Below are 23,611 nucleotides of genomic sequence, written 5' to 3'. Positions count from 1 at the left end.
CCTCCCGATGTGACGTGATTGGATGGCGCTTTCCTATAGCGCCGGAGAAAGTTACGTCAACCCTTTGCAGGCGTTACATAGCTGTTACCGATATATCGCTAACCCTGTTTCCGCAGCTAGATCAGTTACAGGCAGGTGTGCGCCGGGTAAACAATTTTCCAGATCCGGCTTTGTTGCTACAAGCGGTTGCAGTCGTAAGGCCATATATAGGGTCATGGGATGATTGGCTTGCGCACTCGATGACCGAGGACCGCGCCGGTCCCGGAAACACCGGTCACGGCGCGTTTCCCCGATATGGACGCGCCTGGGTCAGCTCACGAACCGGTAGGTGGTCGTCGAGACATGCTCCTGCCCCGGCCTGAGCACGGTGGAGGGGAAGTCCGGACGGTTCGGCGAGTCCGGGAAGTGCTGGGTCTCCAGGCACAGCCCGGCGTACCTGCCGTACGGCGTGGCGACGCCGTCCAGCATGTGCCCGGTGTAGAACTGGACCCCCGGCTCGGTGGTCGTCACCTCCATCGCCCGGCCGCTCACCGGCTCCTCCACGCGCATCACCCCGCCGGGGCGCAGCACGTAGCAGTGGTCGTAGCAGCCCTCGAGCCGCGCGCCCACCGCCGTCGGCCCGGTGAAGTCGTACGGCGTGCCCGCCACCGGCACGGGCTCTCCGGGGAGGGGGATCTTGCGCTCGTCGACCGGCAGGTACCGGTCGGCCTCGATGGTGACGACGTGCCCGAGCACGTCGCCCGAGCCGGCGAGGTTGAAGTAGGAGTGGTTGGTCAGGTTGAGCACGGTGGGCGCGTCGGTGGTGGCGTGGTAGCCGATGTGCAGCTCGTCGCGGTCGGTGAGGGTGTAGGTGACCGACGCGGTGAGAGTGCCCGGATACCCCTCCTCGCCGTCTTTGCTGACGTAGGTCAGCCGGACGGCCCGCTCGCCGTCCGATTCCGCCTGCCAGATCCGCTTGTCGAACCCGGTCTCGCCACCGTGCAGGCTGTTGCCCTTGTCGTTGAGGGGCAGCTGGTAGGGGGTGCCGTCGAGGGTGAAACGACCGCCCGCGATGCGGTTGCCGTACCGGCCGACCAGGGCCCCGAAGTAGCGGCTGCGCGTCAGGTAGTCGGCCACGGTGGGCAGGCCGAGGACGACGTCGGTCCCGTCGGGCAGCTCGACCGACTGGACGATCGCGCCGAGGGTCAGGATCCCTACGCGCATCCGGCCGTTCGACAGGACGTGCCGGTCCACGGCGTCTCCGGCGGGTGTGGATCCAAATCTCACGGTGAACTCGCTCTCTGCGTCGATTCTCTGATCACCAGGCTGGTCTCCAGCCTGGCGGTGGTGCGCGGGGCCGCCTCGCCCGCGGCGACGGAGGCTAGCAGCAGGTCGACCGCCATCCGCCCGGCGGCCGCGGTCGGCATCGTGATCGTCGTCAGCTTTGGCCGGCTGAGGCGGCCCGGCAGGCTGTCGTCGACGCCGATCACACTCACGTCGCCGGGCACGTCCAGACCGCGCTCACGCAGCCCCTCGATCAGGCCCAGCGCGACCAGGTCGTTGTAGCACAACACCCCGGTCACCCCCGCAGCCGCCACGGCCCCGGCCGCCGCCAGCCCGCCCTGCTCGGTCGGGGCGTTCGGGCCCAGCACGGTCAGCTCCAGGCCGAGGTCGGCGGCCCGCTCGGCCGCGGACTCACGGATCTCTCCGCTGGTCCACGAGCCGGCCGGCCCCGACAACAACGCCACCCGCCGATGACCCAACCCCGCCAGATGACCCACCGCCGCCCGCACCCCCTGACCCACATCCATCAACACCGTCGCCAACCCCTTCACCCGACGGTTCACCACCACAAACGGCACCTGCGCCCGAAGCCGCTCGATCACCCGGTTCGACAACCGCGGACTGCACAACAACACCCCGTCCACCTGCTTGCACAACATCTCGATCAACTCCTGCTCCAACACCGGATCCTCATCGGTATCGGCCACGAACACGTGATAATCCCGCTCCCGCGCCTGCGCCTGCGCCGCCTTGATCAACGGAGGAAAGAACGGATTGGCGATATCCGCCACGATCAACCCCAGATTGTGCGTCCGCCCCGTCGTCAACGCCCGCGCCGCCCGATTCGGCCGATACCCCAACCCCTCCGCCACCGCCAGCACCCGGTTCCGCGTCTCCGCATTCACCAGATGCGGCGCCGAAAACGTCCGCGACACCGTCGAGACATGCACCCCCGACGCCCGCGCCACATCCCTGATCGTCACCGCCATGGCACACCTCCCGCGCTCCGGCGCACCGTAACGCAAACGGTTGTGCCTCTACCAGACGTCACCAGGGGTGATGCGCGTGGTACTGCGACCGGTTGCGGAGCGGGCCGATCAAGAGATGTCAACGATCCCCCTGGTCACAGGCGCATGGCAAATTGCCCCCTTGACGTTTCAGCCAGATGACGACACTGTTCAGTGCAACTGGTTGCAGCCCCAGGGGTTCCTGGCGGCTGCCAGAAGGGAAAGACACCCGTGAGCAGAACTCTTGTCACCGGGAGCGCCGGGCGCCTCGGGCGCAGCGTCGTGTCCGCGCTCGCCGCGGCGGGGCACGAGGTGATCGGCGTGGACCGGGCGCCGGGCACCCCCGCCGACGCGGCCGCCAGCCTCCCCGCCGACCTGACCGACCTCGGCGAGGCGTACGAGGTGATCGCGCGCTTCCGGCCGGACGCCGTGGTGCACCTGGCCGCCATCGCCACCCCGTTCAGCCACAGCGACCAGGTGACCTTCCGCACCAACACCCAGCTGGCCTTCAACGTCTGCGACGCGGCGGTGGCGCTGGGCGTGGGCAAGGTGATCGTGGCCAGCAGCCCGACCGTCATCGGGTACGGCTCGCCGGGCGGCTGGGCCCCCGCCTACCTGCCCATCGACGAGGACCACCCGGCCCGGCCGTGGAACGCCTACAACCTGTCCAAGCTGGTCGCCGAAGAGACGATGCGGTCCTTCGCGCGCACCGCGGAGACGAAACTGGCGGCGGTGCGGCCCTGCTTCGTGATCGCGCCGGAGGAGTGGGAGGGGGCGCCGACCCAGTCGGGGCACACGGTGACCGAGCGGCTGGACCGGCCGGACATCGCCGGAGTCTCGCTGTTCAACTACATCGACGCCCGCGACGCGGCCGATCTGCTGCTCATCCTGCTCGACCGGCTCCCCGGCCTGCCCAACGGCGAGGTCTTCTTCGCCGGGGCCGCCGACGCGCTGGCCCGCGAGCCGCTGTCGGAGCTGCTGCCGCGGGTCATCCCCTCCACCGCGGACTTCGCCTCCGCCCTCACCGGCAGCGCCCCCGCATTCTCCTCCGCCAAGGCCGAGCGGATGCTCGGCTGGCAGGCCAAGCGCAGCTGGCGCACCGAACTTTCCTAAGACGATCTTTTTCGAAGACGAGTTCCTCAAGGGAGCATTGACGATGAATCTCAGCGGAGTCCTGTTCTTCCCCGTGACCCCCTTCGACGGTGAGGGCGCGCTGGCCGAGGACGTGCTGGCCGAGCACATCCGCCAGGGCCTCGCGCACGGCCCGGGTGCCGTCTTCGTGGCCTGCGGCACGGGGGAGTTCTCCGCGTTGTCGCAGGGCGAGCACGCCAGGGCCGTGCAGGTGGCGGCCAAGGCGGTCCAGGGCGAGGTGCCGGTGCTGGCGGGCGCGGGCGGTCCGCTCGGCGCCGCCCTCGAGCAGGCCCGTACGGCCCGCGAGGCGGGCGCCGACGGCCTGCTGCTCATGCCGCCCTACCTCACGCAGGGCACCAGGGCCGGTTTCGCCGAGTACGTACGCGCGATCGCCGCGGAGCTGCCGGTGATCGTCTACCAGCGCGGCTCCGTGGTGCTCGACCCGGCCTCGGTGGTGGAGCTCGCCCGCATCCCCGGCGTGATCGGCCTGAAGGACGGCGTGGGCGACATCGACCTGATGCAGCGCATCGTGCTGGCGGTCCGGCGGGAGATCGGCCCGGACTTCACCTTCTTCAACGGCCTGCCGACCGCCGAGCTCACCATGCCCGCCTACCGCGGCCTCGGCGTGGAGCTGTACTCCTCGGCCGTGTTCGCCTTCGCTCCCGAGATCGCCATCGCGTACTTCAACGGCCACGACCGGCTGCTGACGGAGTTCTACGCGCCGCTGGTCGAGCTGCGCAGCAAGGCGCCGGGGTACGCCGTCTCCCTGGTGAAGGCCGGACTGCGGCTGCGCGGCCTGGACGTCGGGCCGGTCCGGGCCCCGCTGACCGACCTCACCCCCGAGCACCTGGCCGAGCTCGACGGGCTCATCAAGAACGGCCTCGCCCTGGTGTCCGAATGACCACCGGCATCATCAAGGACCTGAGGACCACCCTGCGCTCGGCGCCGCTGCGCCGTCCGTGGGGCGAGGACGTGCCCTGCAACCACGTGATCGTGTGCGAGGTCATGCTGGAGGACGGGCGGATCGGCACCGGTTTCTCCTGGACCCCGCAGATCGGCGCGAGAGCCGTGCAGGCGCTGCTGGACAACGACATCCGCGAGGCGCTGATCGGCGGCCCGGCCCACCCTGAGCTGGTGTGGGACCGGTTGCGCACGCACCTGAGCGAGGCCGGGCGCGGCGGGCTCACCACGGTCGCGATGGCCGGGGTCGACCTGGCGCTGTGGGACCTGCGCTGCGGGGAGTCGTCCCTGGTGGACGTGCTCGGACCGCGCCGGGAGAGCGTCCCGGTGTACGGCAGCGGCGTCAATCTGCACTACTCGCTGGAGGAACTGGTCGAGCAGGCCGGGCGCTGGAGCGCCGCGGGCTACCCGGCCGTCAAGATCAAGGTGGGCAGACCCGACCTTGCCGAGGACGTCGAGCGGGTCGCCGCGGTCCGCGAGGCCGTCGGCCCCGGCACGATCCTGATGATCGACGCCAACCAGCGCTGGGACCTGCACCGCGCCCGCCGCGCCATCGCGGCGCTGGAGCCCTACGGCCTGCACTGGATCGAGGAGCCGCTGCCCGCCGACGACGTCGCCGCCCACGTGGAGCTGCGGCGCAGCATCGGCGTGCCGGTCGCGGTGGGCGAGAACGTCTACACCGTCCACGGCTTCCGCGACCTGCTCGTCGCGGGCGCGTGCGACGTGGTCCAGCCCAACGTGGTCAGGGTCGGCGGGATCACCCCGTTCCTGCGCATCGCCGAGCTGGCCCGCGCCTTCGACGTCCCGGTCTACCCGCACCTGCTGACCGAGCTGTCGGGCCAGCTGGCCCTGACGCTGCACCACCCGGTCATGGTGGAGCTGGTCGAGGACGCCTCGCTGGCCGACCTGGGTCTGCTGGCCGAGCCGTACCCGGTGGAGGTCGGGGACGCCCGGCTGCGCTCGGCGGGCAATGCCGGACTGGGGCTGGCATGGACGTGACCGGAGAAGAAGGCATGACCGAGGGCACGACCGGTGACCGGGTGACCAGGGTCGTGCTCGCGGGCGCGTACGGCCACGGCCGCTCGCATCTGGAGAACCTGCGCGGGCTGGCGGGGCGCGGGCTGGTCGAGCTGGTCGGCGTCTGCGATGTGCGTCCGGTGGAGGAGGACCGGCTGCACGGCCTCGGCGCTCCCGAGCAGGCGCGCCCCGACGGCCTGGCCGGGTTGATCGAGCGCACGGGCGCGGAGATCACCATCCTGTGCACGCCCATCAACACCCACGCCGACCTCGCCGTGACCGCGCTGCGCGCGGGCTCGCACCTGCTGCTGGAGAAGCCCCCCGCGTCGTCGCTGGCCGACTTCGAGCGGATCGCCGCGGCGGTCACGGAGAGCGGGCTGGCCTGTCAGGTCGGCTTCCAGAGCCTCGGCTCCGCCGCGGTCCCCGCGCTGCGCAAGCTGATCGCCTCCGGCGAGCTCGGCGAGATCCGCGGCATCGGGGTGGCGGGTGCCTGGGAGCGGCCCGCCGACTACTTCACCCGCTCGGCCTGGTCGGGCCGGCGGCGGCTGGACGGACGGGACGTGGTCGACGGCGCGCTGACCAATCCGTTCGCGCACGCCACGGCCACCGCCCTGGCGGTCGCCGGCGCCGAGGAGCGCGGCGCGATCGCCTCGGTCGAGCTGGAGCTGTTCCACGCCAACCCCATCGAGGCCGACGACACCGCCTCCGCCAGGATCCGCCTGGCGGACGGCCGGGTGATCACTGTGGCCGTGACGCTGTGCGCGACGGGACGGACCGAACCGTACCTCATCGTGCACGGCTCGGCGGGCACGGCCCGGCTGACCTACACCACCGACGACCTCGACGGCGCCGTCCACCCCCGGGCGAACCTGCTGGAGAACCTGGTCGCGCACGTCAGGACCGGCGCGGAGCTGCTGGTGCCGCTGGCCCGCACCGGCGCCTTCATGGAGTTCCTCGAGGCGGTACGGCTGGCGCCCGACCCGCTGCCGATCGCCGACGGGCATCAGGTGATCCATCCCGACCGGCGCGAGCTGCCCGGCGTCCGGGAGCTGACGGACCGCAGCGCCGAGCGGCTGGCCCTGTTCTCTGAGCTGGACGCGGCCTGGGCGGTCACGCGGGAGTCCGGAGCGGGTGAGTCGTCCGCGCGAGAGCTGGAGGCGGACGAGGCGGCCGCCCGGGAGCTGCAGGTGGGCGGGGCGGCGGTCGCCTCCTACGTGTGGCGGCCCGACCTGCCGGTGACCGACGCGCCGCGGCCGTACCTCCACCCGGTGCGGACCCTCGGCGGCGCGGAGGTGACCGAGTTCCGCCCCGCCGACCACGTCCACCACCTGGGCGCCGGCCTGGCCATAGCGGACGTCGGCGGGGTGAACTTCTGGGGCGGCCGGACCTTCGTCCGCGGCCGGGGCCCGGTCTGGCTGGACGACCACGGATGCCAGCGTCACGACGCCTTCACCGAGATCGAGGGCGGGTTCCGCGAGGAGTTGACCTGGCTCGGCCCCGGCGGCGCGGCCGTCGCCCGCGAGGAGCGGACCGTGCTGGCCAGGCCGCTGCCGGCGGACGCGCCGATGGGCGCCTGGGCGCTGGACTTCGCCTTCGCGCTCACCGTGCGCGAGCCGCTGGAGATCAGGAGCTCGGCGTGCAAGGGGCGGCCGGGTGCCGGGTACGGCGGATTCTTCTGGCGCGCGCCCGCGGGCGCGGCGGGGCCGGCCGTGTTCACCGGCGAGGCCGAGGGCGAGCGGGACGTGCACGGCAGCCGCTCCCCCTGGCTGGCGCTGGTCTCGGACGCCTGGAGTCTGGTCTTCGTCCAGGTCGGGCACGTGGACCCGTGGTTCGTGCGCGTGGCCGAGTATCCCGGCGTCGGCCCCGCGCTGGCCTGGGACCGGCCGCTGGCCGTCGCGGACACGCTGCGGCGGCGGGTGGTGACGGTCGTGGCGGACGGGCGGCTCGGCAGGGCCGTCGCCGCGGAGCTGGCAGGGGCCGCGGCGGCGGGGACGGAGGCGGCGTCGTGAGGGTGTTCGTCGCGGGAGACTCCACCGCTGCCACCTACCCGGTCACGCTCGCGCCGCAGGCCGGCTGGGGGCAGGCGCTTCCGCTCTTCTGGGACGTGCCCGTCGTCAACGAGGCCGTCCCCGGCGCCAGTGCGCGCACCTCGGTCGAGCGGCTGGGGATGTACGAGCGGATCATGTCCGCCCTCGGCCCCGGCGACGTCCTGCTGGTCTGTTTCGGCCACAACGACGGCAAGCACGAGCAGGGCCGCTTCGCCCCGCCGTACGGCGGTTACCAGGAATTCCTGCGCCGCTACGTGCACGGGGCCCGGGAACGGGGCGCCCGCCCCGTGCTGGTCACCTCCGTCGAACGGCGCACCTGCGGCACGGAGGGCACACACGGCCGCTACCCCGGCGCGATGCGGGACCTGGCCGCCGCCGAGGCGGTACCGCTGGTCGATCTGCAGGCCGCCAGCCTGCGGCGCTGGCGGGAGCTCGGCCCGGAGGCGACCAGGGAGCTGTTCCTCTGGCTCGACCCGCACCCCAACTACCCGCGCGGCAGCGCCGACGACACCCACTTCACCGCGCGCGGCGCGGTCGAGGTGGCCAGGCTGCTGCTGGAAGCCGCCGGCGACCTGCTCCCCCGGGCGGTCAGGACGCCCGACCCCGACCTCATGGATTGGAGACCGGTCATGCCTGTCTGGAGCATCGACGCCCGCTCGGGCGAGCGCCGCCACGAGTACGCCTCCACCAGCCCGGAGGAGGTCGGCCGCGCCTGCCGCGAGGCCGAGGCGCTGCTCCCCCTTCTGGACGTCTCCGGGCCGCCGGGGCGGGCCGCCCTGCTGGAGGCCATGGCCGACGCGCTGGACGCGCGGGTGGACGACCTGGTCGCCGCCGCCGACGCCGAGACCGCGCTCGGCCCGCCCCGCCTGACCGGCGAGGTCGCCCGGACCAGCGGCCAGCTCCGGCTGTTCGCCGAGGCGCTGCGCGAGGGCTCCTTCCTCGACGTGCGGCTGGACGCCGCCGACGGGGTCAAGCCCGACCTGCGACGGATGAACGTCCCGCTCGGCGTGGTCGGCGTCTTCTCCGCCAGCAACTTCCCCTTCGCCTTCAGCGTCGGGGGCGGCGACACCGCCAGCGCCCTGGCCGCGGGCTGCCCGGTCATCGTCAAGGCCCATTCGCTGCATCCGGAGACCTCCGAGCTGACCCTGGCCGCGCTGCAGGAGGGCGCCCGCGGCGCGGGTTTCCCCGCCGAGGTCGTCCAGCTCGTCCACGGCCGTGAGGCGGGCGTCGCGCTGGTCAGGAATCCGCTGGTCAAGGCGGTCGGGTTCACAGGGTCGATTCCCGGCGGGCGCTTCCTGTACGACATCGCCAAGGCCCGTCCCGAGCCGATCCCGTTCTACGGCGAGTTGGGCAGCCTCAACCCACTCGTCGTCACCCCCGGCGCGGCGGCCCGCCGTACCGAGGAGATCGCGGCGGGGCTGGTGGCCTCGGCGACGCTGGGCGCGGGGCAGTTCTGCGTCAAGCCGGGGCTGGTCCTGGCCCCGGCGGACGGCGCGCTGGTCGAGGAGATGGCGCGGCACTTCACCGAGCTGGACCCGCAGGTGCTGCTCGGCGACGGCATCCGGGAGAGCTTCACGACGGGCGCGGGCGAGCGGGAGGTCATCCCGGGCGTGCGCGTGGCGGCCACCGGGCAGGTCGGCGGCGAGCGGCAGGTGACGGCCCGGCTGCTGACCGGGCCCGTCTCCGCGCTGAACGCCTCCGAGCTGCTGCTGGAGGAGTGCTTCGGGCCGATGACCGTCGTGCTCACCTACGGCGACGAGGACGAGCTGCTCCATGCCCTGGCCGCCACCCCCGGCAACCTGACCGCGACCCTGCACAGCGAGCCCGAGGAGGAGAAGCTCGCCGCCCGGATCATGACGGTGATGCGGGACCGGGCCGGGCGGCTGGTCTTCGACGCCTATCCGACCGGGGTCGCGGTCGGCTGGGCGCAGCAGCACGGCGGTCCGTACCCGGCGACCACCGAGCCGTCGACCACCTCGGTCGGCACCGCGGCGATCTTCCGGTTCCTGCGGCCGGTCGTCTACCAGAACTGCCCCGCGCACCTGCTGCCCGAGGCGCTGCGGGACGACAACCCGTGGCGGCTCCCCCGCCGCCTGAACGGGATGCTCACCCTGCCCTGACCCTTCCCGCCCCGGCGGCGCTTCCCCGCCGCCCTTTCACCCTCGTCCCGTCCCACTTCCGCGGCCCCGGTGGGCCTCCCCGTCCCCGGGGCCGCAGGCATGCCCCGATTCCGCCATGAACTGCAATCGATTGCAGGAATGACCCGTGATTTTCTAGTGGGTATTGACGTTAATGCGGGATTACGTCAGCGTTTCATACAACCGATTGCCGCTTCCCCTCAAGGTTGCACATGCGACTTCTGACACTCCCCCCGGTGATCGCTCTCACGATCATCGCGACGGCCGCCCCGGCCGTCTCCGCCACCCCGCCTCCCGCCACCATCGTGGTCGCGGCCGACGGCTCCGGCGACCACAGGACCGTGCAGGACGCGATCAACGCCGTCCCCTCCGGCAACGCCAGGCCGGTCACCGTCCTGGTCCGCGAGGGCACCTACAAGCAGCAGGTGGTCATCCCCGCCGACAAGCCGTACATCTCGCTGGTCGGCGCCACCCGCGACCCGAGCAAGGTCGTGCTCACCTTCGACGCCGCCGCCTCCGCCCCGAAGCCCGACGGCTCCGGGACCTACGGCACCTCGGGCAGCGCCTCCTACGCGATCAGCGCGCCCGACTTCACCGCCCGCAACCTCACCTTCGAGAACTCCTACGACGAGGCCGCCAAGGGCAACAGCCAGGCCGTGGCCGTACGGACCACCGGTGACCGGCAGGTCTACGAGAACGTCCGGTTCATCGGCAACCAGGACACCCTCTACGCCAACACCTCCTCCGCCACCACCGTGGCCCGGCAGTACTTCCGCAACTGCTACGTCGAAGGTGACGTCGACTTCATCTTCGGCCGGGCCACCGCGGTGTTCCACAACTGCGTGCTCAAGGCCCTCGACCGCGGCAGCACCGACAACAACGGGTACGTCACCGCCGCCAGCACCGAACTGTCCAACCCCTACGGCTTCCTGATCTACCGCAGCCACCTGGTCAGCGACGCCCCCGCCAAGACCTTCCACCTGGGCCGTCCGTGGCCGGCCGGCGGTTCGGCCACGGCCCGGGGCCAGGTCCTGGTCCGCGAGTCCTGGCTCGGCCAGCAGTTCAAGGACGCGCCCTGGACCGACATGTCCGGTCTGAACTGGCGGGAGGCCCGGCTCTCGGAGTACCTCAACCGCGGTCCGGGCGCAGCCGTCAACGGCGACCGGCCGCAGCTGACCAGGGAGCAGGCCAGGCAGTTCGATCCGGAGGACTACCTGAGGGGCCAGGACGGCTGGGACCCCTTCCGCAGCTTCCCCACCGGCTCCGACCACCAACCCGGCCGCCAGGTGCTCCCGAAGAACGACGGCTGGGCCGCCGCGGGCACCGGCACCACCGGCGGCTCGGCCGCCCGCCCCGAGGACATCCACATCGTCTCCACCCGGGCGCAGCTGCTCGCCGCGATCGGGGACCCCGCCGACAACACCCCGAAGATCATCTATGTGAAGGGCGCCGTCGACGCCGACACCGACGACGCGGGCAACCCGCTCACCTGCGCGAGCTACGCGGTGGACGGCTACAGCCTCCAGGCCTATCTCGCCGCCTACGACCCGGCGGTCTGGGGCAGGGACAAGGTCCCCTCAGGCCCGCTGGAGGAGGCGCGCAAGGCGTCCTACGAGAAGATGGCGCAACACGTCACCGTCACCCTCGGCTCCAACGTCACCCTGGTCGGGCTGGGTCCCGACGCCGCGCTGAAGAGCTTCGGCATCCGGATCACCAACGCCGACAACGTCATCGTCCGCAACCTCACCATCACCGACACCTCCGACTGCTTCCCGCAGTGGGACCCGACCGACGGCGAGGACGGCGCGTGGAACGCCTCCTTCGACAACGTCGAGGTCTCCGGCTCCACGCACGTGTGGCTGGACCACAACTTCCTCAGCGACGGCGACAACCCCGACTCCGGCCAGCCGCTCTACTTCGGCCGGCCGTACCAGGTCCACGACGGGCTGCTGGACGTGGTGCGCGGCTCGAACTACGTGACTCTGTCGTGGAACCACATGAGCAACCACGACAAGGTGACGCTGATCGGCAACACCGACAACCCCACCAGGTACGGCGAGGCCGACAAGCTCAAGGTGACGCTGCACCACAACCACTTCGAGGGCCTGGGCCAGCGGACCCCGCGGGTGCGATTCGGCCAGGTGCACGTGTACAACAACTACTACACCGGTTCGGACATCTACCAGTACAGCATCGGCGTGGGCTACGGCTCGCAGGTCTACGCGCAGGCCAACGCCTTCGACGGCATCCCGGCCGGGAAGGTGCTGTCGGTCCTGAAAGGCACCGCGGCCACCGCCAGGGACAACCTGGTCGACGGCAGGCCCGCCGACCCGGTCGCCGCCTACAACGCCGCCAACGGCGCCGCCCTCGGCTCCGACGCGGGCTGGACGCCCACCCTGTTCACCCAGGTCCACCCCGCCCATGCGCTGCGCGGTCTCGTCCCCGCGCGGGCGGGAGCCGGGCGCATCGGCTGAGGAACCGGCGCCGACGTCCGGTACGGCCCGCGCCGCGCGGGCCGTACCGGACGCGACCGGTCAGGTCGTCACGGCGTCACCAGTCACGCCACTCGTCGGTGATCTCCGCCCGGCCGATGCCGCGGCGTGCGGCCAGCGCGTCCACATCGATCCCCGCCCCGGACAGGGAGGCGTCGATGTAGTCGCACAGATCCTCCCGGTCGAGGGTGTCGAAGCCGACGCCGCACTCGGCGTCGATCGTGTTCAGCGCCACCGCCACGCGCTCGACGGCGGCGAACACGTGGTCGTCCGAGGCGGTGGCGAGGGTCTTCAGCTCCTCCTCGAAAACGCGGAAGGCCTCCTCGGCAGGGGTGACCGCATCGCCGTAACGCGCGGCGTAATATGCCTCGCTCGCGGCCAGCTCGCCCGCGGCGATCTGCTGTGCCTCTGTTTCGATGCGCTTGCGCCATCGGTCCGTGGGACGAATCGTCATGCCGGAAACCTAGCGGAACCACCCGACAGTCCCCGTGCCGACGGGACCGAAGATCCCGCCCGGGCGGCGGCCTCGGCACCCGGCCCGCAAACGGGTCCTCCGGATTCGCGGCGACAGCCGCGAGACGCCGGGGAGCCGGTTGCGATATACCCCCCAGGGGTATATCGTCAGAGGTGTCACCCCGACCGATCGACAAGGAGAGCACGATGACCGGACCCGCCGACCGAACCCGGCACGAAGGACACCACGGCTCCCACGACCACCACCGCCACGAAACGCACCACGGCCCGGACGACCACGAGGAGAGCGCCCGGCACGAAGGGCACGAGCCGCGGGAACACCACGGTGAGCACGGGCAGCACGAAAGCCGTGAGGACCATGGCGGCCACGCGCACGCGGGCCACCCCGCCAGGACGACCTGGCGGATGGCCGCCTCCGCCACCCTGCACTGCCTCACCGGCTGCGCCATCGGAGAGGTCCTCGGGCTGGTCATCGGCACCGCGCTGGGCTGGGCCACCGCGCCCACCATCGTCCTGGCCGTGGCGCTGGCCTTCTTCTTCGGCTACCTGCTCACCCTGATCCCGCTGCGCCGCGCCGGGGTGAGCTGGGGCACCGCGATCAAGCTCGCTCTCGCCGCGGACACCGTCTCCATCATCGTCATGGAGATCGTCGACAACGGCGTCATGCTGGTCATCCCCGGCGCCATGGACGCCGGCCTGGCCACCGGCCTGTTCTGGGGCGCGCTGGCCTTCGCCTTCCTCGTGGCCTTCCTCGTCACCACCCCGGTCAACAAGTGGATCATCGGCCGGGGCAAGGGCCACGCGGTCGTCCACGCCTACCACCACTGACCCCGCCGGCCGCCTCACCGCAGGACGGAGGATCTCGTGCAACGGCTCGCCGCCGGGTCCGCCGCATCCGGCGAGCCGTGCAGGACGCCGGAGGACGAGATCCGCTCACAGCCCCGGGCACGGGCCGCGGATTCCCGGACAGACGCTCCCCGAGTGTTCCGTAGTGAACGGCACCGTCCCATCTGACGGTTGACCCCCGCTCCCATCAGGCGGTACCTCCTTTTCCGAACACTCCTGTTCGATATGGAAACCCGCTCTCCGAGGAGCCGACCGTGTCCCTGCACATCCCGCCCCAGCCGGCGTCCGTCGCGGTCGGACGGCGCACCGTCGTCCCGCTGATCGACGCGGCCGGACAGGTCCTGCCCCCCGAGCGGCTGTTCCCCGACCTGCCCCCCGAGGAGCTGACCCCGCTCCTGGCCGCCGGGGGAATGCGCGAACCGATGGTCGTCACCGGCTTCGCCGTCCTCGGCGCCGGCACCACGATCCTGGTCGACACCTGTCTCGGCGGCGGCAAGCAGGGAAGGAAAGGGCCTTTCCCCGGCTTCACCTCCCGGTGGATGACCACCCTCGAGGAGGCCGGGATCGAACCCGACTCCGTGGACGTCGTCGTCAACACCCACCTCCACCACGACCACATCGGCTGGAACACCACCGAGGACCTGAAGCCGGCCTTCCCCCGCGCGCGCTATCTGCTGGCCGAGGCGGAGTACGAGCACTTCACCACGGGCCGCGTCCGGCATGCCGACCGGGTCGGCGAGTGCGTCCTGCCCCTGCGGGACGCCGGCCTGCTCGACCTGGTCGCCGGGATCCACGAGATCGACGAGGGGGTACGGCTGCTGCCCGCCCCCGGGCACACCCCCGGCCACCTCGTCGTGGAGATCACCGACGGCGGCCGGACCGCGGTCATCGCGGGCGACCTGGTCCACCACCCCCTGCAACTCGCCCGCCCCGACGTCTCCTCGTCCCTCTGCGACGACCCCGCCCTGGCCGCACGGTCGCGCCGCCGCGTGCTCGACGACCTCGCCGACCGCTCCGGCATCTTCCTGGCCGCCCATCTCGCCCGCTCCGGAACGGTCCACCGGCAGGGCACCGGCTTCCTCCTCCGGGCCCCGCAGGCGGCCCCGCCGTCGGCGTGAAAGGCGGCTCGGCCGGGTCCGGCGGACCGTGCCCGGCCGAGCCCGAAGCCGTCCACCGCGGCGCGGTCCGGCCGGTCAGAAGAGGGTCAGCGGCTCGACCGGCGTCGGCTGGGGCAACGGCTCGACCTCCGGCAGGCAGGCCCGCACGTCGTCGTGGAAGCGGCGGGCCAGCGTCAGCGCGTCGGCGTTGTCGGGAGTGTGGATGAACACCGTCGGCGACCGGCCCTCTCGCAGCCACCCGGTGACGGTGCCGATCCACTGCTGCCAGCCCTCGACCGTACGCGCCGTGTCGTCCCGGCCGAGGTAGCGGACGATCGGGCGGTCGGTGAGCGCCCGCGACCGGCGCGGCATCCGCGGTTTCTTCGTCCACGCCTCCCGCTCCGCGTCGCTGGTCGGAGGGCTCTGGAACAGCGCGGTGGTGTCGAACGGGATCCACTCGGCCCCCGCACCGGAGAGAACCCTCTCGAGGAGCCCTTCCGACCTCGCATCGTCGAAGAACGCTCGGTGGCGCACTTCGACGGCGTATCTGTACGCGGCGGGGAGCCTGCGGAGGAAACCGGCCAGGACGCCGAGGTCGGCCGGAGTGAACGACCCGGGTAGCTGCACCCAGAGGGCGTGGGCCCGCGGGCCGAGTGGCTCGATCGCCTCCAGGAACGACCGGAGCTCCTCGTCGGCGCCGGTGAGACGACGCTCGTGCGTGATCGCTCTGGGCAGCTTGACCACGAGACGGAAGTCGGGGGCGACCTGCCGCGCCCACGACTCCACGGCGCTTCTCGCCGGTGTCGCGTAGAACGTCGTGTTGCCCTCCACCGCGTTGCACCAGGTCGCGTAGGCCCGCAGGCGCTCCCCCGGAGGGAGCGGGTGAGGCAGGAGGCGTCCCTGCCACGGCTTGTGCGTCCACATCGCGCACCCCACATGAAGCTGCATGGCCTCGACGCTACCGAAGCCCCGCGGGAGCCTGGCCGGCCGTCAGCGCGGCCGGTAGTCGTCGAGATACCGCTTGACCCGGGCGGCGTGCTCGCGCCACTCCCCCGGGACACCGCCGTGCTCGCGCACCACGTCGACGCCGGTGCGGTAGAGGCCGACCAGGTTCGCCTCGGGGTCGCCCGGCACTTCGGCGATCTGCGGTCCGAGCTTGCAGAAGAACCGGCCCATCGCCGGGATGGACAGCTCGGGCGAGAGCGGCGGCTCGGGCACGGGGTTCTTCCGACCGCCCGGCTGCCAGAACCGCAGCACATGCGGCGTCCACCTCGCGATGCCGTACTCGTCGCGTTCGGGATCGGACAGATCGGGGTCGAAGCCGCTCTCGGCCTTGAGCAGGGCCGCGATGAAGGCGGGGCTGAGACCGGGCAGGTCGCAGGTGTGCCCCGCCTGAACGATCAAGTCGCGGTACCGCTCGGGAACGTCACTGCGCACGTTGAGCCAACGGGCGTGGCGGTCGGTCGCGGCCGGCGCCCCGGTCGCGGAGGAGGCAGCCGGGCCGGAGGGGGTGGACGAGGCCGGGCCGCCGGCCGGCAGGTCGGCACCGCGCAGCAGCAGGGCGCCGCTCGCGAGGGCCGCGATCAGGACGCCTCCACCGAGGAGGGCGTGTCGTCTGAAGGGCGCCACGAGGTTCGGGATGTGCCGCGTGCGGCCTGCGACCGGCCGCGCCTCATCACCGCCCCGGGCGGTCCGCGCCTCATCACCGCCCCGGGCGGTCCGCGCCTCATCACCGCCCCGGGCGGTCCGCGTCCCTCCGCCGCCCCGTGCGGGCTCTGCCTCCCGGCGCTCCGCGGCGGCCGAGAGCGCGTCCGCGAACGCCCGCGCGGACGGCCAGCGGGTCTCCTGGTCGGCGGCCAGCGCCTTCATCACCACGTCGCCGACCGCCGCGGGGATCTCCGGACGCGTCGCCTCCGGGCGCTCCTGCTCGCCGTACGGCGCCGGAACCCGCCCGGAGATCAGGTGGTAGACGAGTGCGCCCAGGCCGTAGACGTCCGTGCGTGCGTCGAGGCCCTGGCCCAGCGGCAGCTGCTCCGGGGCGGCGTACCCGGGGGTGCCGAGCCCCGCCGTGGGCCCGTTGGTGGCGGCGAACCGCTTGGCGATGCCCAGGTCGGACAGGAGCAGCCGATCGCCGTCCTCCCCGCTGGCCGGCGAGTGGACGAGCACGTTGGAGGGCTTGATGTCGCGATGGACGACGTCCGTCGCGTGCAGGGCGGTGAGGCCGGACGCCACCGCCTCGGCCACGCGCAGCACCTCGCCGAGGGGAAGCGGGCCCTCGGCGAGCCTGTCCTCAAGGGTGCCCCGGTCGGCGTAGGTCATGACGAAGTACGGCCGGCCGTCGGGGAGTTCTCCGATGTCGAAGACCTGGACCAGCAGGTGGGAGTCGACCCGGCGGAGCAGCCGAGCCTCCTGGAAGAAGCGCTGCCTGACGCCCTCCCGTTCCGCCCAGTGGGATGCGAGGATCTTGATGGCGACGGGCGCGTGCAGTTCCTCGTCATGGCCCAGCCACACCGTCGCGAACCCGCCTTCGCCCAGACGCCTGTCGATGCGGTAGCGCCCTGCATAAGTCGGTTGGTGCATGCATAACCTGTAACACTGGTGCGAATAGGAACAAAGCTCCCCCTGGCCACCATGAGTATCAACACTGCGGAATCGTCCGTCAACGCTCCGATATGCGGCTAGGGTGCGGCAGGTGGAAACGGTCCTGATCCAGACAGACGCGGCGGACGACGGAGCCGACCTGCGTTCCTGGGAGCTGACCCCCGGCAACGCCGTCACCTTCGGCCGTGGGGCTCCCGACATCGAGGTGGACATCGTTCTCCACCACCCGGCGGTGTCCCGGCTCGCCGGCCGGATCCGCGCCGTCGACACCTACTGGACCCTCACCAATCTGGGCCGGGCCCACACCTACGTCGTGGAGAACCCCGAGGGCGGCGGGGAGTTCGTCAAGGTGGTCCCGGGACGGGTCGACGCGCCGGTCCCGTTCGAGTTCGCCAGAGTGATCCTTCCCAGCGACGAGGGCGCCACCTCCTTCCTCGTCTTCGCCCCCGCCCATCCCTTCCTCGACCCCCTGTCCGTCTCCTCGGGGACCAAGACATCCGTGGCCTTCCCTCTCGACCCGACCGCCAAGTACTTCCTCGTCCTCGTCGCACTCTGCGAGCCCCGCCTGCGCGACCCGTCGTCGCCGGTGATCCCGACGGTGCCGCAGATCACCGATCGGCTCGCCGGATCCGGCCTCACCCCCTCGGCGATCTCCTTCCACATCAAGTACCTGGCCGCCAGCAAACTCCGGGTCCGGCAGGACGGCGACGAGGGCAAGGCCGACTGGCAGCGGGCGGCGCTGGTCTCGCTCGCGCTCCGGTTCGACCTGGTACGGCGGGAGCATCTCGCCCTTCTTCCCCGGCCCGGTGCCTGACACGACGCGGCGGGGGCGGCACCTGAGGTGGTGCCGCCCCCGCCCTTCCCCGGTCGCCGCCCCGATCAGCAGTCGCGGATGTCGTTGCCGCTGTTGTCCTTGGCCTGGTCGTTGCCCCAGCGGGAGAGGTAGTAGGCCGAGACCCACTGGTTCCGCCAGGGGTTGCCGGAGTCGAGGTCGGTCTTGAGCCACCAGTGGTTGTAGTCGGCGCCGACCTGGACCTTGGGACCCCGGGTGCGGCAGTAGACGTAGCCGGTGCCCTTGTTGAGGGTCCCGGTGCGGGTGCCGCCGGGAGAGGAGTGCCCGGGCGCGGCCGAGTGGATGTCGACCATGTACTTCCTGGGGTTCGGCCCGGAACCGGTGCCGCCCCCGTCGTTGCCGCCGCACTTGTTGCGGCTGGTGACGTTGCGGAAAGTCTGGTTGTTGCCGCTGCCGTACGTGACGCCGTTGAAGGCGGCCTTGACCCGCTCGGCACCCGAGAAGCCCCAGGACGCCTGCCCGTCCCCGTTCGAGTCGTACCCGAGCTCGAAGTGCAGGTGCGGATGGTTGTTGGAGGTCGGCCCCGTTCTGCCCACCTTGCCGATCACGGTGCCCTGCTGCACCCCGGCACCGACGCCGACGGCCCGTGACTGGAGGTGCAGATACGTGGTGAACCAGCCGCCGCCGTGGTTGATCTGGATCACGTTGCCCGCGTTGTTGTGCCAGTAGGACTGGCTGACGGTTCCGGCAGCGGGGGCGACGAGTGCGGCGCCCTCGGTGCCGCTCTGGTTCGGTTCCTTGACCATGTCGAGCGCGGGGGCGTGCGCCCAGCTGTCCAGCCTCCACTGCTGGTTACACGGGAAGGGCAGCTGCAGGCTGGGGGCCGCCGCCCCGGAGGTGGACTTTCCTGCGGACCCCAGGGCGGGCGGGGACGCCGCGGAGGCTCCGGTCGTCTGGAACGTGGTCGCGGCCAGCACGGTCAGCCCCGCCATGCTCAGCAGCAGTCGCATGCGCCGTGATCTGTCTGTCGTCATGGGAATCGGTCCTTAGGTCGGAGTCAGCAGTCGCGGATGTCGTTGCCGCTGTTGTCCTTGGCCTGGTCGTTGCCCCAGCGGGAGAGGTAGTAGGCCGAGACCCACTGGTTCCGCCAGGGGTTGCCGGAGTCGAGGTCGGTCTTGAGCCACCAGTGGTTGTAGTCGGCGCCGACCTGGACCTTGGGACCCCGGGTGCGGCAGTAGACGTAGCCGGTGCCCTTGTTGAGGGTCCCGGTGCGGGTGCCGCCGGGAGAGGAGTGCCCGGGCGCGGCCGAGTGGATGTCGACCATGTACTTCCTGGGAGCGGGGGGCGGGTTGTTCCCCCCGCCACCGCAGTTGTTGCTGGTCTCGGCGTGCTGGCCGTACGACCACTTGACAGGGATGAGGTGCCCGTTGACGGTGGCCTGGACGACCGCCCCGTTCAGCTTCTGCTCGTAGTGCAGGTGCGATCCGCTGGTCCACGTCCCCGAGTTGCCGACGGCGCCGATCCGCTGGCCCTGGCCGACCGTGGTGCCGACCCCGACGGCCCTGCTGTCCAGGTGCAGGTAGCGGGTCACCCAGCCGCCGCCGTGATCGATGACGACGGTGTTGCCCGCGTCGTTGTAGTAGGCCGACGTGGTCACCCGCCCGGCGGCGGAGGCGAGGACGGCGGTGCCGTGTGTGGCGCCGCTCTGCGAGATCATGTCGACCATGTACTGGTTGGCGTGCCCGCCGTGGGTGGACGTCGTCCATCGCTGACCGCAGGGAACCGGCAGCTGGAAGCTCGGTCCCGCCGTTGCCGCCCGCGTTCCGGCGGTGCCGGTGGCGTCGGCCTGAGCGGGCAGGCCGGCCAGGACGAGAAACGCCGTCGCGGCGGTCGCGCAGGCGGCCTCAGCCGTCATGCGGGCGGTCGGGGACCGTCTGGTCGTCGTCATTGTCATTCCCTCCCGTCACTCGTGTTGCTCGGTGACGGGATGAGACAACAGGAGAACAGGGCGGGCCGGCTACCTCCCAGTTACGAGGATGGGGTGCGGCACCCGGGCCTTCCCCGCGCCGGCGCCGCCCTTTCCGGCCCGCCCTCGCGCCCGTGACCCCTCACCACGGTCCCCGCCGCACCGCCGCGGAGCGCGGTGCCGGAGAATAGCGGGGTGAGGATCCGCGACCTGCGCAACCTGGGCCCCAAGAGCGAGGTGTGGCTGGAGCAGGTGGGTGTCCGCGACGCCGGCCTGCTGGCCGAGCTCGGCGCGGTGGAGGTCTACCGGCGGCTGCGGGACGCCGCCGTGCCGGGGTTGTCGCTCAATGCCCTGTGGGCGATGGAGGGCGCGCTGGCCGACGTCGACTGGCGCCTCCTGCCCGCCGAGCGCAGGCAGGAGCTCCTCGCCGAGCTCGCCGAGGAGTGAGCGGGCGCGCCCACGGCGCCGGTCCGGCCAGGAGCGTCCGGCTAGTGCCGGCCGGAGTAGCGGCCGGAGAGCTCGGCGCCGATCCGCGCCAGCTCGGCCTGGACGGACGGCGGTTCGACCACCTCGACCATCGCGCCCCAGCCGGCGAGGTTCCGGGCGATGTCCAGCGGGGTCGGGGCGGCGAGGCGGACCCGCGCACGGCCGTGGTCGAGCTCGCCGACGGTGTGGCAGTGCCGCCCGAACTGGTTCTGCAGCACCGGCACGAACCTGGCCTCGATGATCACAGTCGCCCAGGTGCGTGAACGCCGCTGCTCCACCTCGCCGACGACCTCGTTCCACGCGGTGGCGAGCGTGAAGTCGTCCGGGCGCTCGGCGGGCAGATCGGTCGGTTCGGCCTCGGCGATCCGGTCGACCCGGAAGGTCCGCCGCCCTCTCTCGGTGCCGGCGAGCAGGTACCAGATGTCGTCCTTGTCGACCAGGCCCCACGGGTCGACCAGCCGTTCGGTCCGCTCCCGGGCACCGCTGGTGTAGGTCAGGCGGACCTTCCTCCGGCGGACCACGGCGGTCTGCAGCAGGTCCACGATCTCGGGTCGGCGGCGATCGCGCTCACCCCACCGGGTGGGGTCGATCATTGTGGCGTCGGCGGCGGCCTCGGCGTCGGCCCGGAAGGTCTGCGGCAGCGCCCGTACGAGCTTGCGCAGCGCCGCTTTGGCCTCGCCCGAGACGGCTGCGGCCGGGCCGACGAGCAGGAACAACGCCTGCGCCTCGGCCGCCGACAGGCCGCTGAGGTCGGTGCGGGCGCCGCCGACGAGCGACCAGCCGCCGCCGCGTCCGGGCTGCGGGTACACCGGGATGCCCGCTGCGGACAGCGCCTCCAGGTCACGGCGGGCGGTGGCGACGGACACCTCGAGCTCGGCGGCCAGCTCGGCGGCGGTCACCCGGCCACGCGCCTGCATGAGCAGGAGGGCGGCGACGAGCCGGTCAGCGCGCATGCTTTCAGCTCTCCAACAAAGTGATCAGTTGATGAGCACTTTAGACCGGAGAATGGTGGCTGTCACCGACCGAAGGAAGGAAGCCCCGATGTTGCGAGGACTCACCACCGTCAGCTTCTTCGCCGGCGGCCTCACGGCCGCCCGGAGCCGGCGCACCGAGGTGCCCGGCGTCGTCGACAGCCGGTTCGCCGCGCACGGCCGGACGGAGGCGGGGGCGTGAACACCCTTTTCGCGAGCACCACCGCCGACTGGCGTGCGTGGCTGGCACGCAACTGCCGGTCCGAGAAGGAGGTATGGCTGGTCATCCATCACAAGGACAGCGGCACGCCGAGCCTGCGGTATCACGAGGCGATCGAGCACGCGCTGTGCTACGGATGGATCGACAGCCAAGCGCGCAAACGCGATGCCGACAGCTCCCAACTCCGCTTCACCCCGCGCAACCCGCGCAGCAGGTGGAGCGGGGTGAACCGGCGGCGCGCCGCGCAGATGATCGAGCAGGGTCTGATGACCGAGCACGGCCACGCATCGATCGAGCTGGCCAAGGCCAACGGGACCTGGCAGGTCCTGCCGGACGCGGAGAGCGCGACCGTACCCGATGACCTGCGGGAATCACTCGATCGGAACGAGGCCGCCCGCACGAACTTCCAGAGTTTCCCGCCGTCCTCGAAACGGCTCATCCTGGAGTGGGTGGCGGCGGCGAAAAGACCGGAGACCAGGCGGCGCCGAATCGACCGGACGGTCAGCCTCGCGGCGGTGGGCGTCCGGGCCGGTCACCCCGGAACCCGCGTGCGCGACGGAGGCGAACCCGGCGGGGAATCGTCGTAACGAGCCCGCGGGGACGGCCGGGGTCGTCAGCGTGGAGGCTCCGAGCTTTCATCGGGGCCTCCGGCGGCCTCTCGGCGCGGTTGTGCGAAGGCGGCTTCGCGCGAATCCGCTGATAGCGTCGTCCGGGCTGCTGATCGCCACCTGCTGATCGCCACCTGCTGATCGCCACCTGCTGATCGCCACTGGGGCCGTGCCGCTCACCCGGGCCATCGGGTGATGCGATCGGCGGCGGTCATCGTCGCCGCCCCCGGCGTTCACCTCGCGTTCAACGGGCTGGTCGACAATGCCTCACCTGACGGATTCGGCTGGAGGTCACGGATGGGCGGCTCGTACGGCGGAGCACGCGAGGAGGATCGCGGCGCGCGTCCGGGCAGGGCACTGGCCGAGGTGATCGGGATCTTCCTCAAGCTGGGCGTGATCGGCTTCGGCGGGCCCGCGGCGCACACCGCGATGATGCGCGACGAGCTGGTACGGCGGCGCGGCTGGGTCTCCGACGAACGGTTCGTCGACCTCATGGGCGCCACCAACCTGATCCCGGGACCGAACTCCACCGAACTGGCCATCCACCTCGGCCACGAACGCGCCCGGTGGCGCGGGCTGATCGCGGCGGGGGTGTGCTTCATCCTGCCCGCGTTCGCCATCGTGCTGGCCCTGGCGTGGGCGTACACGCGCTACGGCCGGACGCCCGCCGCCGAAGGCCTGCTGTACGGGATCAAGCCCGTGGTCGTGGCGATCGTCGTCTGGGCGCTGGCCGGACTGCTGAAGACCGCGGTCAAAGGCCGGCTGACCGGCCTGGTCGCGGCGGCGGCGCTGGCGGCCTACCTGCTCGGAGTCGACGAGCTGCTCGTGCTGGCGGCCGGGGGGCTCCTGGTCATGGCGGTGCGCACCGGGGAGAGCTGGCTTCCCCGGGGCGGGGCGCCCGCCCTGTTCCTGCCGCTCCTGGGCGATCCGCGCTTCCCCGATCCCACGGGCGGCCAGCTGACCCAGCTCTTCCTGAACTTCCTGAAGATCGGATCGGTGCTCTACGGCAGCGGCTACGTGCTCCTGGCGTTCCTGGAGGGCGACTTCGTCGAACGGCTCGGCTGGATCACCGGAGACCAGTTGCTCGACGCGATCTCCATCGGCCAGGTCACCCCCGGGCCGGTCTTCACCACCGCCACTTTCATCGGCTATGTGGTCGCCGGGCTTCCGGGTGCCGTGCTGGCCACGGTAGGGATCTTCGCACCGTCGTTCGTGTTCGTCGGCCTGCTCACCCGGGTCGTCGACCGCATCCGTGACCGGGCCTGGTCGTCGGCGTTCCTCGACGGGGTCAACGCCACCGCGCTGGCCTTGATGGCGGGGGTGACGATCGAGCTGGCGGGCGAGGCGTTCGTGGATCCGCTCACCGTCGGCCTGGCCGTACTCGCGCTTCTCCTGCAGTGGCGCACCAAACTCAACACCGCCTGGTTCATCGCCGTCGCCGCCGTGATCGGCCTGGCCCGAGTGCTGATCATGCAGTAGACCCACCGGCGCGT

Annotated in this window: 21 protein-coding genes; 13 read left to right on the top strand and 8 right to left on the bottom strand. The window is 71.7% G+C overall.

Annotation, left to right across the window (positions count from 1 at the left end; all coding sequences use genetic code 11):
• Nucleotides 1-309: 309 nt before the first annotated feature.
• Nucleotides 310-1,233, bottom strand: a complete 924-nt coding sequence (locus HS041_RS20780; protein WP_307845383.1) for an aldose epimerase family protein — start codon at nucleotides 1,231-1,233, stop codon at nucleotides 310-312.
• A 29-nt stretch (nucleotides 1,234-1,262) separates the two neighbouring features.
• Nucleotides 1,263-2,252 carry a LacI family DNA-binding transcriptional regulator gene (locus tag HS041_RS20775; RefSeq protein WP_196442306.1) on the bottom strand — a complete coding sequence of 330 codons (990 nt, stop codon included), beginning with the start codon at nucleotides 2,250-2,252 and terminating at the stop codon, nucleotides 1,263-1,265.
• Between the two features lie 249 nt (nucleotides 2,253-2,501).
• Here HS041_RS20775 and HS041_RS20770 point away from each other — a divergent pair, with 249 nt between their 5' ends.
• From HS041_RS20770 to HS041_RS38515, 6 genes are all read left to right on the top strand, one after another.
• Nucleotides 2,502-3,383 carry an NAD-dependent epimerase/dehydratase family protein gene (locus tag HS041_RS20770; RefSeq protein ID WP_196442305.1) on the top strand — a complete coding sequence of 294 codons (882 nt, stop codon included), beginning with the start codon at nucleotides 2,502-2,504 and terminating at the stop codon, nucleotides 3,381-3,383.
• A 43-nt stretch (nucleotides 3,384-3,426) separates the two neighbouring features.
• Nucleotides 3,427-4,302 carry a 5-dehydro-4-deoxyglucarate dehydratase gene (locus HS041_RS20765; RefSeq protein WP_196442304.1) on the top strand — a complete coding sequence of 292 codons (876 nt, stop codon included), beginning with the start codon at nucleotides 3,427-3,429 and terminating at the stop codon, nucleotides 4,300-4,302.
• The gene (locus HS041_RS20760) at nucleotides 4,299-5,360 is read left to right on the top strand and encodes a mandelate racemase/muconate lactonizing enzyme family protein (RefSeq protein ID WP_196442303.1); all 1,062 of its coding nucleotides are present in this window, start codon (nucleotides 4,299-4,301) and stop codon (nucleotides 5,358-5,360) included. The genes HS041_RS20765 and HS041_RS20760 overlap by 4 nt, the downstream gene beginning before the upstream one ends.
• Nucleotides 5,361-5,374: 14 nt before the next feature.
• Complete coding sequence (locus HS041_RS20755) at nucleotides 5,375-7,387, top strand: DUF6807 family protein (protein WP_196442302.1); 2,013 nt, start codon at nucleotides 5,375-5,377, stop codon at nucleotides 7,385-7,387.
• The gene (locus HS041_RS20750; RefSeq protein ID WP_196442301.1) at nucleotides 7,384-9,546 is read left to right on the top strand and encodes an aldehyde dehydrogenase family protein; all 2,163 of its coding nucleotides are present in this window, start codon (nucleotides 7,384-7,386) and stop codon (nucleotides 9,544-9,546) included. The genes HS041_RS20755 and HS041_RS20750 overlap by 4 nt, the downstream gene beginning before the upstream one ends.
• Before the next feature lie 230 nt (nucleotides 9,547-9,776).
• Nucleotides 9,777-12,038: a pectinesterase family protein gene (locus HS041_RS38515; RefSeq protein WP_230879158.1), complete on the top strand. Its 2,262-nt coding sequence runs from the start codon at nucleotides 9,777-9,779 to the stop codon at nucleotides 12,036-12,038.
• Nucleotides 12,039-12,114: 76 nt separating this feature from the next.
• Here the strand turns inward: HS041_RS38515 and HS041_RS20740 are convergent, their stop codons facing one another.
• Entirely contained in the window at nucleotides 12,115-12,510 is a 396-nt protein-coding gene (locus HS041_RS20740) for a hypothetical protein (protein WP_196442300.1), read from the bottom strand.
• 206 nt (nucleotides 12,511-12,716) lie between these two features.
• Between HS041_RS20740 and HS041_RS20735 the strand changes: the two genes are divergently transcribed.
• Together HS041_RS20735 and HS041_RS20730 are read left to right on the top strand one after the other, a co-directional pair.
• Entirely contained in the window at nucleotides 12,717-13,358 is a 642-nt protein-coding gene (locus HS041_RS20735; RefSeq protein WP_230879157.1) for a DUF4396 domain-containing protein, read from the top strand.
• A gap of 272 nt (nucleotides 13,359-13,630) precedes the next feature.
• Nucleotides 13,631-14,494, top strand: a complete 864-nt coding sequence (locus tag HS041_RS20730; protein ID WP_196442299.1) for an MBL fold metallo-hydrolase — start codon at nucleotides 13,631-13,633, stop codon at nucleotides 14,492-14,494.
• Nucleotides 14,495-14,569: 75 nt separating this feature from the next.
• Here the strand turns inward: HS041_RS20730 and HS041_RS20725 are convergent, their stop codons facing one another.
• Nucleotides 14,570-15,421, bottom strand: coding sequence for a DUF72 domain-containing protein (locus HS041_RS20725; protein ID WP_230879156.1), 852 nt, complete (start codon nucleotides 15,419-15,421; stop codon nucleotides 14,570-14,572).
• Nucleotides 15,422-15,463: 42 nt separating this feature from the next.
• Entirely contained in the window at nucleotides 15,464-17,053 is a 1,590-nt protein-coding gene (locus HS041_RS20720; protein WP_196442298.1) for a serine/threonine-protein kinase, read from the bottom strand.
• Nucleotides 17,054-17,165: 112 nt separating this feature from the next.
• Here HS041_RS20720 and HS041_RS20715 point away from each other — a divergent pair, with 112 nt between their 5' ends.
• Nucleotides 17,166-17,888 (top strand): FHA domain-containing protein, encoded by a 723-nt coding sequence (locus HS041_RS20715; RefSeq protein WP_196442297.1) that lies wholly within the window; start codon nucleotides 17,166-17,168, stop codon nucleotides 17,886-17,888.
• Nucleotides 17,889-17,953: 65 nt separating this feature from the next.
• Here HS041_RS20715 and HS041_RS20710 read toward each other — a convergent pair whose 3' ends face one another.
• Both HS041_RS20710 and HS041_RS20705 read right to left on the bottom strand, forming a co-directional pair.
• Complete coding sequence (locus tag HS041_RS20710; protein ID WP_196442296.1) at nucleotides 17,954-18,901, bottom strand: M23 family metallopeptidase; 948 nt, start codon at nucleotides 18,899-18,901, stop codon at nucleotides 17,954-17,956.
• 23 nt (nucleotides 18,902-18,924) lie between these two features.
• Complete coding sequence (locus HS041_RS20705) at nucleotides 18,925-19,815, bottom strand: M23 family metallopeptidase (RefSeq protein WP_196442295.1); 891 nt, start codon at nucleotides 19,813-19,815, stop codon at nucleotides 18,925-18,927.
• A gap of 213 nt (nucleotides 19,816-20,028) precedes the next feature.
• On the opposite strand from HS041_RS20705, the gene HS041_RS20700 reads away from it, so the two are divergent.
• Nucleotides 20,029-20,280 (top strand): TfoX/Sxy family protein, encoded by a 252-nt coding sequence (locus HS041_RS20700; RefSeq protein WP_196442294.1) that lies wholly within the window; start codon nucleotides 20,029-20,031, stop codon nucleotides 20,278-20,280.
• A gap of 41 nt (nucleotides 20,281-20,321) precedes the next feature.
• Here HS041_RS20700 and HS041_RS20695 read toward each other — a convergent pair whose 3' ends face one another.
• Entirely contained in the window at nucleotides 20,322-21,272 is a 951-nt protein-coding gene (locus HS041_RS20695; RefSeq protein WP_196442293.1) for a helix-turn-helix transcriptional regulator, read from the bottom strand.
• Nucleotides 21,273-21,360: 88 nt separating this feature from the next.
• On the opposite strand from HS041_RS20695, the gene HS041_RS39410 reads away from it, so the two are divergent.
• From HS041_RS39410 to chrA, 3 genes are all read left to right on the top strand, one after another.
• Complete coding sequence (locus tag HS041_RS39410; RefSeq protein WP_255529981.1) at nucleotides 21,361-21,492, top strand: hypothetical protein; 132 nt, start codon at nucleotides 21,361-21,363, stop codon at nucleotides 21,490-21,492.
• Nucleotides 21,489-22,097, top strand: a complete 609-nt coding sequence (locus HS041_RS40105) for a YdeI/OmpD-associated family protein (protein ID WP_196442292.1) — start codon at nucleotides 21,489-21,491, stop codon at nucleotides 22,095-22,097. The genes HS041_RS39410 and HS041_RS40105 overlap by 4 nt, the downstream gene beginning before the upstream one ends.
• A 216-nt stretch (nucleotides 22,098-22,313) precedes the next feature.
• Nucleotides 22,314-23,597, top strand: coding sequence for a chromate efflux transporter (chrA, locus tag HS041_RS20685; protein ID WP_196442291.1), 1,284 nt, complete (start codon nucleotides 22,314-22,316; stop codon nucleotides 23,595-23,597).
• Nucleotides 23,598-23,611 lie beyond the last annotated feature (14 nt).

This window comes from Planomonospora sp. ID67723 (assembly GCF_015711605.1).
GTDB lineage: Bacteria > Actinomycetota > Actinomycetes > Streptosporangiales > Streptosporangiaceae > Planomonospora_A.
Note: the sequence above shows the minus strand (reverse complement) of the source record. Positions and strands in the feature narration are given on the sequence as shown.

Excerpts from the sequence above, each read along its gene's own strand:
- HS041_RS20775 (WP_196442306.1), bottom strand. The coding sequence starts at position 2,252 with ATGGCGGTGACGATCAGGGATGTGGCGCGGGCGTCGGGGGTGCATGTC.
- HS041_RS20765 (WP_196442304.1), top strand. The coding sequence starts at position 3,427 with ATGAATCTCAGCGGAGTCCTGTTCTTCCCCGTGACCCCCTTCGACGGT.
- HS041_RS20760 (WP_196442303.1), top strand. The coding sequence starts at position 4,299 with ATGACCACCGGCATCATCAAGGACCTGAGGACCACCCTGCGCTCGGCG.
- HS041_RS20755 (WP_196442302.1), top strand. The coding sequence starts at position 5,375 with ATGACCGAGGGCACGACCGGTGACCGGGTGACCAGGGTCGTGCTCGCG.
- HS041_RS38515 (WP_230879158.1), top strand. The coding sequence starts at position 9,777 with ATGCGACTTCTGACACTCCCCCCGGTGATCGCTCTCACGATCATCGCG.
- HS041_RS20740 (WP_196442300.1), bottom strand. The coding sequence starts at position 12,510 with ATGACGATTCGTCCCACGGACCGATGGCGCAAGCGCATCGAAACAGAG.
- HS041_RS20735 (WP_230879157.1), top strand. The coding sequence starts at position 12,717 with ATGACCGGACCCGCCGACCGAACCCGGCACGAAGGACACCACGGCTCC.
- HS041_RS20725 (WP_230879156.1), bottom strand. The coding sequence starts at position 15,421 with ATGCAGCTTCATGTGGGGTGCGCGATGTGGACGCACAAGCCGTGGCAG.
- HS041_RS20720 (WP_196442298.1), bottom strand. The coding sequence starts at position 17,053 with ATGCACCAACCGACTTATGCAGGGCGCTACCGCATCGACAGGCGTCTG.
- HS041_RS20710 (WP_196442296.1), bottom strand. The coding sequence starts at position 18,901 with ATGACGACAGACAGATCACGGCGCATGCGACTGCTGCTGAGCATGGCG.
- HS041_RS20705 (WP_196442295.1), bottom strand. The coding sequence starts at position 19,815 with ATGACGACGACCAGACGGTCCCCGACCGCCCGCATGACGGCTGAGGCC.
- HS041_RS20695 (WP_196442293.1), bottom strand. The coding sequence starts at position 21,272 with ATGCGCGCTGACCGGCTCGTCGCCGCCCTCCTGCTCATGCAGGCGCGT.
- HS041_RS39410 (WP_255529981.1), top strand. The coding sequence starts at position 21,361 with ATGTTGCGAGGACTCACCACCGTCAGCTTCTTCGCCGGCGGCCTCACG.
- chrA (WP_196442291.1), top strand. The coding sequence starts at position 22,314 with ATGCGATCGGCGGCGGTCATCGTCGCCGCCCCCGGCGTTCACCTCGCG.